Source organism: Microcoleus sp. D3_18_C4 (assembly GCF_036702355.1).
GTDB lineage: Bacteria > Cyanobacteriota > Cyanobacteriia > Cyanobacteriales > Microcoleaceae > Microcoleus.
This window is the reverse complement of record NZ_JAUBTF010000124.1, coordinates 1-7326: the sequence shown is the minus strand read 5'-3', so window position 1 is coordinate 7326 and position 7326 is coordinate 1. Positions and strand designations below refer to the sequence as shown.

The following is a 7326-nucleotide window of genomic DNA, read 5'->3' as shown; positions in this document are numbered from 1 at the left end:
CGCCTACTCTTTCTCTTGTCAAAGCATTTCAAGGGCTGCCTACCGGATGCACCCCGTTCGCACGGGATTAGAGTTCCACCAATTTATATTCTACCGCCAACCCAACCGCAACTGACACCCCTTCGGTAAAATTTCGGCGTCAACTTGTCCGACGGAAACAACTTCCCCTACAACAAAAACCACTGCGGCCAAGCTGCCACTCGAAATTTTTGTCAGTTGCTATTTATAGTCACTGTAATTTTTAGGATAAGGTAACTGAGGGCGAAGTTGATATCCAGGAAGTGGAGACTCTGAAGGAGTAGTAAAAAATGCTACAGAAGCAGGAAGCTGCCCTTCATTTGCATCCATATAAGAAACTACTTGCAAAATCCTCTCTACATAAAGCGCAGGTATCCGTAACAACTTGGTTTTTCCAGCGGCTTGCCATTTGTGGGGTCGCCCCACCCGCAACGTTAAACCACCCAGATTGTTTTTTTTGACTCTCATTTTGTTACACAATTAACTTTTGGTTACACAATCAAATTTAGCTACAACCCTTACTCTGCATCCCCCTTAAGTATTATATTTCTTTACTTTTATTTCTGTTATACCGGGTATTACTCGACCCGGTTGCCCTACGGGGCCCTAAATCTTCACCGGCGCGGCTGGGGGGGCGGGCCATACCCGGCTCCCCCCCCAGCCCACGTTTTCATCTAGTTCGCTGTCTAGTGTTGTGTCTAGCAAACTGTCTAGTATTGTGTCTACATTACTGTCTACACTGTCTACAACAATTTCTTTGACCAATTCACGCCAAAGCATCCGCACAGCTTTAGCCGCCAAACGCGATCGAACAAGTTTGATTGGCTGACCTTGATTTTTACACTCCAAAAAATAAGTTGACAGCTTCTCTCCGATCGCGTTGTTCAAACGGCATCGGCTAGGCTCAATTCTAGTAAAAATCCACTGCCACAGCGCAGTCCGACAAACATCGCTACCTGATTTGTAACATTTTTTCTGTTCATCACCAGACCAAGCGCGAGTCGGAGCACAGCCCAAAGTTTTCATAAAGCGTCGCTCACTGTACCGCTTCTTAGTAGGTTTTTTGGAATTGCGACCCCTAGTGATAACAACTTCAGGCTCGCCATTATCCCCAAAAAAACCCTCAATTGGATAAATTTGGGTAAGAATCAACGCCTGGACGCGCAAGCCAAAACCAAACTGAGCAAAAACTTTGCGGTAAGGCAAAAAACGGACATCAGATTGAATTAATCCAAAAAGCTCAAGTTCGATTTTGCGCTCCTGGAGCTGAAGGTCGCACAGCATTTTAGCCGCGAACCTGGTTTCTTCAATAAGTCCACTGCCGACAGTCAGCGAATAAAGGCGATCGTACTTTGCAGAAGTCCGCTGCTGGGAAATCCACCCCCACAACAAAGGTGGTATGTCACCGCTAAGTCCCAGAACTGAGCGAACGTTCATCACCTCTGGGAACTGCCAAGCCAAGTCCTGGCGAAGTCGGTTAATGATGGGACTTTGAACGCGGTTGTAGTGGGCCAACCGAAAACACAGCTCCCGAACGCGGACAATCGTGCTGTCCCGTACCTGCAAAAATCGCCGGGGCAAATGATGAAAATCGAAATAGTAACAGGCAAGAGCAAGAGCGTCCGCTTCGTCGTCTTTGTCGGGGAGGTCAAGAGTGCTGCGGTAAGCTGGCAATTTATTATTACTGACAAGACAAACTTTGACACCAGCCTTGGCAAGCTGAGTTCCCCAAAGCCTCTGGTAGTTGATGCCAGTCGGCTCCATCAACGCCACATCAGGTTTGAGTTCGAGCAACTGCTTAATGCCACTAGCATCAGCCTTAATTTTTAAAAACTCTACTGAATAGTAGGAATCGCGGGGAGAATCAGGTCGTTCTGTCAGCAGACAAGCAACTACAGATGATTTACAAACATCCAACCCAAGAACTCTGAGCTGAAGCTTATCACTTGTGTCATGCGGTTGAGCGGTGTTAGCAAGCAGTGCTTCCCACGTAGCAATCTTGCTAAGGTTGCCATATTGACGGGCTTGCTCAGTGGTTAGTCCGCGGTCGGCAGCTAATTCTTTGAAGCAGGCAAGCTGACTTTTAGAAGATTTAGTCATGATGACCAGCCCTAATCAATTCAAGAGCTTGCTGTAAATTAGTGCGAACAGAAGAAAGTGAAGCAGGTACATATTCGTAATAAGCATCAAGTAACAGGGATGCTTGAAAGCACTGGTCATCATCCAAAAACTCTGGCTCAGTCAGAAAAGTATTCAGCGAATCAAGAAAAACTTCACGGTGGCGAGCATAGTTGAGTTCGTCCAAGCTGCTCAACAGCAATGAAAGAATTTTCCGAAATGTTTTTCGGTCAACGAGAATTTTGTCGCCATCTGGCGATTGACCTGGAATTGGTGGCATAATATTTTTGCTCCAAGCGTTGGATCTGAACGTCTGGGGAAGTCGTAGCTAGCCGGTGTTGATAGCACCGGATTAGCCGCGCCTATTTCTTCCTTGATATTTACGATCGCAGATTCTCGACTACATTGCAAGCTGCAATTGTAAAGTTTTGTGCAAGCCCTGGTGTTGAATTTTGAGAAAGCCCCGAAGTTAACCGGGGCGATAACTTCCTAATCTTCGTGAGATGTGTCATCACAGGACTTCTCAATCATCCCTAAAAGCTCCTTCATCTGAGCGTAAGTAAGGTTTGATTTTTTGTACTTGGTCAGAAATTGGTTCAGTATAACAAGCAAGTGGGCTTTATCTAGGCTGGTGGCAGGCGCTGAATTTTGTTTCAGGTCGGCGAGCTGCACTTCAATTTCTTCCCGATCGGCGCGCTCGGTCGCAAGTTGTGATCGCAATTCTTGCACCTGGCGTTCAAGGTTGGATTTTATGGTGATGCTCGATTCTAAAAGTTTGGCTCGATCGGCGGATATTTCTCGCACTTGCTCTCGGAGCGATTCATTCACGCTATCTTTAGCAGCCATCCGATCGGCATAATCAGCTTTCAATTCCTCCAATTCTTGCCTGAGTGATTCAAGCTCACGCTTTTTCGCTTCATACCTATCCTCAAGCTCATCGTAATTCGATTGCAGCATAGCTATCTGAAAATGGGAATCGGCAAGAGCTTCCTCTGGAGTGAAGCCGAAGATAGCAGCATGAGCCAGAGCTTCCTCTGGAGTAGTGAGAGCATGACTAACCGTTTCCATAAGCGGAGAAACATCGCTCTCTGGTTGTTGTGCTGTGTTTGTACTATCCACTTTTTTCTCAGTTTCTACCGTTTCCATAAGCGGTGAAATCTCAGAACTTACCGTTTCCATAAGCGGAAAAACACCATCTGCTAACGCTTCTAAGTAGTCATTGCGACTAACTCCAGCTTGTGCCGCCACATCTGCCAACCACTGCCAAGCGGTGTCAGTGAGGTTTACAGAACGAACCTTGCGGGGAACTTCTGATTTTGGAGCAAACTTGCCTGATGTATTGCGTGCTTTGTTAGCCATTACCGTTTCCATAAATGGTTGATATCTCTATCTAACCATTTCCATAAACGGTTATCAAGAGCTTTGGCAAACCATTTCTATAAACGGCTAAATACCCTTTCAGACAGAGCTTACAAAATTAGGTATCTCAAAGTGAGATTATAAATACCAATTCCTAACGCCCAAAGGCTAGGTCAGGATAAACGCATATCCTGAGCTAGAACTTGAATCACTACAGCTCACGTCAATCCATCCCAGCAAATGTCTTCAGGGAAAGTTAGCATATCCAACCACTCACCAGTCGAAGCCTGATACTGAATTAAGCGGCGCGTTCGCTCTTGACACCATCCGACCGCATGACAACGAACCCATTGACCCCATCGTTTGACCCAGCCCCAAGCTTCCTCTACAGCAGATGCCTCTGTTGTGTTTTCCACTGTTGGTTCTGTCACAGATGATTGCTGTATTTGTTTATTTATAACTTCATCTGTGACAACCTCAAAGCCTTGCTGCTCAAGCAATTCAGCCTGTTTCAAATCTTCCACTTTTTTGACTAGGCGAACGGCTGTAAGCTCAGCCAAAACATCCCAATTTTCAGGAAGGGAGCAAACCCGCTGAGTACCCTTTGAAGTAAATTTGGTGGTGGCTTCTGGCTGATATCGGTAAGACCAGACGCGCTCAGAACCCTCTCGAATTTGTTGGGCAACCAGTTTGACGCCGATACTCGCTAGCAAGCGGTTGATGTAACGCATTGGAGCTTTCTTGTCGGGATAGCCAAGTACGTTAGCCACAGCTTTTTTCTTGCAGCGCTTGATAAAATCTCGGACTTCTGGAGAGTCAGCAGTCCAGGAACTATCAGGGTTGAGAAATTGTTCGATTCCCAGATTTTTTAGGAGTCGCAGCTTCAACCAGCGATCGGAAATGTCGGGCAGGAAGGTGCGGAGCTGTTGCTTCCACTTGCGACGCTGTAAATATTCGGCTTCTTCGTGGTTCTTAAAAAGCCATGAAGCTTCAAGTTTATTTAATAAAGCGCGGTCTTCAAACCTTACAAGCCGAACAAACTCCCACGTCCACAAAGCCGACTGTTCGATTCCTGGTAGTCGAGCCTTGAGCCGAGCTTTGATGGCTTGACAGCGTTCTGCCCAGGACGCCGAGTAACTGCGTTCTATTTCGAGAGCTTCATTTAAAGTGATATCGTCAGCGTCAAATATTTGTTTGGCCGCTTTGTCGCGACATTCTTGTTTGGCTTCCAAATGCTCGTTTGACTCTGAACTGCCAGCTTGTACCCACTGCGGAGCATAACCGCCAGCTTCAAAAGCTTTGAACAAATACCCCCGCAAATCACGCCGCTCAAAGTTTTCTTTAGCCTTGATTTTGCAGTAAGTCTCATGATGGGGCGACTGTGCTTGTTGGGCAATCGCTTCTTTTGTGGCTATGCTCAACACTTCATCGGTCAGAGTCAGGGCTTCAGCAGTTACTCGCTCTTCAATGGCTGCACTGATTTGTTTGTAGTAGGTTGCGTCACCGTCTTTAGATGACCGCAAGCCACGCTCAGCAGCAAAAACAGTAATTCTCTCAGGATGGCGGACGCGACGGCTCATTTGTAGACACTCGTCTACACCTATTGTTCCAACAAACCAACAGAACACATCCGAGAATTTGTGCAAGATGGAAATATCTACACCAGATTCTGCCGTAGGAGAATAAATCAACCACGCGGGCTTTTGTTCGCGGATAAAAGCGTCAGGGTCAGCCAAAAATTCTTTAGCCCACGCCTCAGTTACAGTTTTTGCAGTGAGGAGGATTCCTTCACCATGCGAAACCTGTAGAAGTTCTGCCATTGCCTCAGCTTTTTCAACGGAGTCAGTAGCTATGGCGGGACAGGTAGCGGCCAAAATTTGCTGGGTGTACCATTCATCAAATTTCTTGAGGGATTGACCAGCTTCAGGGATGACAAAAAATACTGGTGGTGTGTCGCCCTGGAATAAGTTTTGAATTTTGGTTGCTGCTTTGCCAGAGAGCCGGGAAATGTAGCTGACAACCCAATCGGCTTGACATCCATCTGTGAGGACAATACGATCACACTTCTGGCAAGCAAGTTCAAAGCGTTCTAAAACCTCAAGCCGTTTGTCAAAGAGCGTTCTGCTTGTCAAAAGGTGCTTGATAACACTTGCAGACTCGTCAATTATCAGGGTGCAGCCTTCAAGCCGTTCTAGAGGGATTTTAAGAAGGGAGTCTACACACAAAGTTAAGCGAGCGTCAGGGTTGGCAAACATTTTATAGCCAGCGTGAGCGTCCAGGTGATAACTGCTCAGTTTTTCGGCAAGCTGCAAGCCCAAGCTGTTGCGGTAAGTAAGGTTAATCTGAACGCCCGTTCTGTCTGCTGCTACTTTGTTTTTAAGATATTCAGTTTTGCCAGTTCCTAGCCCGCTCTTAATGGCCGTGATTTTTCCGCTTCCAGGAGCATCGGTGTCAAAGTATCGCGAATTGGTAAGGATATCGGGGGAGAACCCACGGTGCATCCGCCACAAGCGCTCATCCTGCAATTTAGAGAACAGTTCGGCGGCAGACAGCACAGCGTCAATATCGCCACCAGCTACGCAGAAATCATCTACGCCTTTGGCAGGGCCGGGCAGAGTTGCGATTTTTGCGATCGCTGTTTTGAACAATTTTGCTAGGGTGCTAGCGGCGCGAAACTCCTGACTCTGGGAATAATCCCCGACACGATGGTCAAAGACGATTGTGATTTCGCGTCCTGCTGTGTCAAGCGGTTGGAGTGTTGTGTGCAGTTCCCGCGCCGATGCTCGCTGGTATTCTGTCCCGTCTGGTTTTCTTACTGTTTCCCCACGTTCGGTGACTCTGTAACCCGTATGAATTCCAGGCAATCCAACCGCTGCATACCCGCGAGAAATTAGCGCCGCTGCCTTCTTCTCACCTTCAGTAATTACGATCGGGCAACCGCTACTAATCACCCAATCCCAAAATCCGAGCGCTTCCCCATTAAGTCCAACTGCTGGGTAGTCTGGCATTGATAACCCAGCTTTAGCCGCTACCTTTCGCCAAACTTCGACAGTTACAAGCGGGCAAAAGATTTGTAGGGGCTTCCCTTGGGGCTGAAAGTATTTGCGGGGGCGACCTTTCTTGTCAATTGCGATCGGTTCTCCACCCAATTGGCGGAAGCGACCATTAACTATGAAGCCAGTTGCAGCCTCACACTTAGCAAAATTCCTTTTTGCTTGAGCGCTGCCGTTACTGCTATTTGTTGTGGGGTCTGTGTCGCGATAAAGCAGATCATAAATAGCCCTACCGCTCGCAGGCTCAAAGTTCAGTTGGTAAACTTCAGGCAAAATGCCAGATTTTACACAATAATCATAAAAACTTAAATTTATACCCTCAATAGGGTATAGTGAAATCATGTTAGTTGCTCGACCTAAAAGCCGAGCTTTATCCAAAAGCCGCTGTTTGTCAGGTTCCAATTGTCAAAGCAGCGGTTTTTTGGCGTGTACAATTTAATCTACAATAATTGCAAGCACAAGTGGAACCAGCTTTTCTGGCGTCATATTTTGACGTTAGAAAGCTAGCTATTCGTGCAAATGAAATACTAGCTCCAAAAACCAAACTTCCCTACAAAATAGGGCATTAGCTTAAAAATGTTGATGGGTCGTATGCACTCACAGCGCTTATCACAGGGCTGCCTGTCTATCGGGGTTAACCCGCTCCTCCTAGCAACCTACTTTGGGAGATTCCCGGATTCATGCCGAACTAGTACAAATCGCGCCTACTCTTTCTCTTGTCAAAGCATTTCAAGGGCTGCCTACCGGATGCACCCCGTTCGCACGGGATTAGAGTTCC

At 47.0% G+C, this 7326-nt stretch carries 5 protein-coding genes; all 5 read right to left on the bottom strand.

Annotation, left to right across the window (positions count from 1 at the left end; genetic code table 11):
• Window positions 1–219: 219 nt before the first annotated feature.
• Window positions 220–486 (bottom strand): hypothetical protein, encoded by a 267-nt coding sequence (locus tag QUA90_RS29705; protein WP_333448716.1) that lies wholly within the window; start codon window positions 484–486, stop codon window positions 220–222.
• A 138-nt stretch (window positions 487–624) separates the two neighbouring features.
• Window positions 625–2118 carry an IS110 family transposase gene (locus tag QUA90_RS29700; protein WP_333448715.1) on the bottom strand — a complete coding sequence of 498 codons (1494 nt, stop codon included), beginning with the start codon at window positions 2116–2118 and terminating at the stop codon, window positions 625–627.
• Window positions 2111–2416, bottom strand: a complete 306-nt coding sequence (locus QUA90_RS29695) for a hypothetical protein (protein ID WP_333448714.1) — start codon at window positions 2414–2416, stop codon at window positions 2111–2113. The genes QUA90_RS29700 and QUA90_RS29695 overlap by 8 nt, the downstream gene beginning before the upstream one ends.
• 209 nt (window positions 2417–2625) lie before the next feature.
• Window positions 2626–3495 (bottom strand): hypothetical protein, encoded by an 870-nt coding sequence (locus QUA90_RS29690; protein ID WP_333448713.1) that lies wholly within the window; start codon window positions 3493–3495, stop codon window positions 2626–2628.
• A 218-nt stretch (window positions 3496–3713) separates the two neighbouring features.
• Window positions 3714–6890: a plasmid replication protein, CyRepA1 family gene (locus tag QUA90_RS29685; protein ID WP_333448712.1), complete on the bottom strand. Its 3177-nt coding sequence runs from the start codon at window positions 6888–6890 to the stop codon at window positions 3714–3716.
• Window positions 6891–7326 lie beyond the last annotated feature (436 nt).

Coding starts and splice junctions, on each gene's coding strand:
- QUA90_RS29700 (WP_333448715.1), bottom strand. CDS start 2,118: ATGACTAAATCTTCTAAAAGTCAGCTTGCCTGCTTCAAAGAATTAGCT.
- QUA90_RS29690 (WP_333448713.1), bottom strand. CDS start 3,495: ATGGCTAACAAAGCACGCAATACATCAGGCAAGTTTGCTCCAAAATCA.
- QUA90_RS29695 (WP_333448714.1), bottom strand. CDS start 2,416: ATGCCACCAATTCCAGGTCAATCGCCAGATGGCGACAAAATTCTCGTT.
- QUA90_RS29685 (WP_333448712.1), bottom strand. CDS start 6,890: ATGATTTCACTATACCCTATTGAGGGTATAAATTTAAGTTTTTATGAT.
- QUA90_RS29705 (WP_333448716.1), bottom strand. CDS start 486: ATGAGAGTCAAAAAAAACAATCTGGGTGGTTTAACGTTGCGGGTGGGG.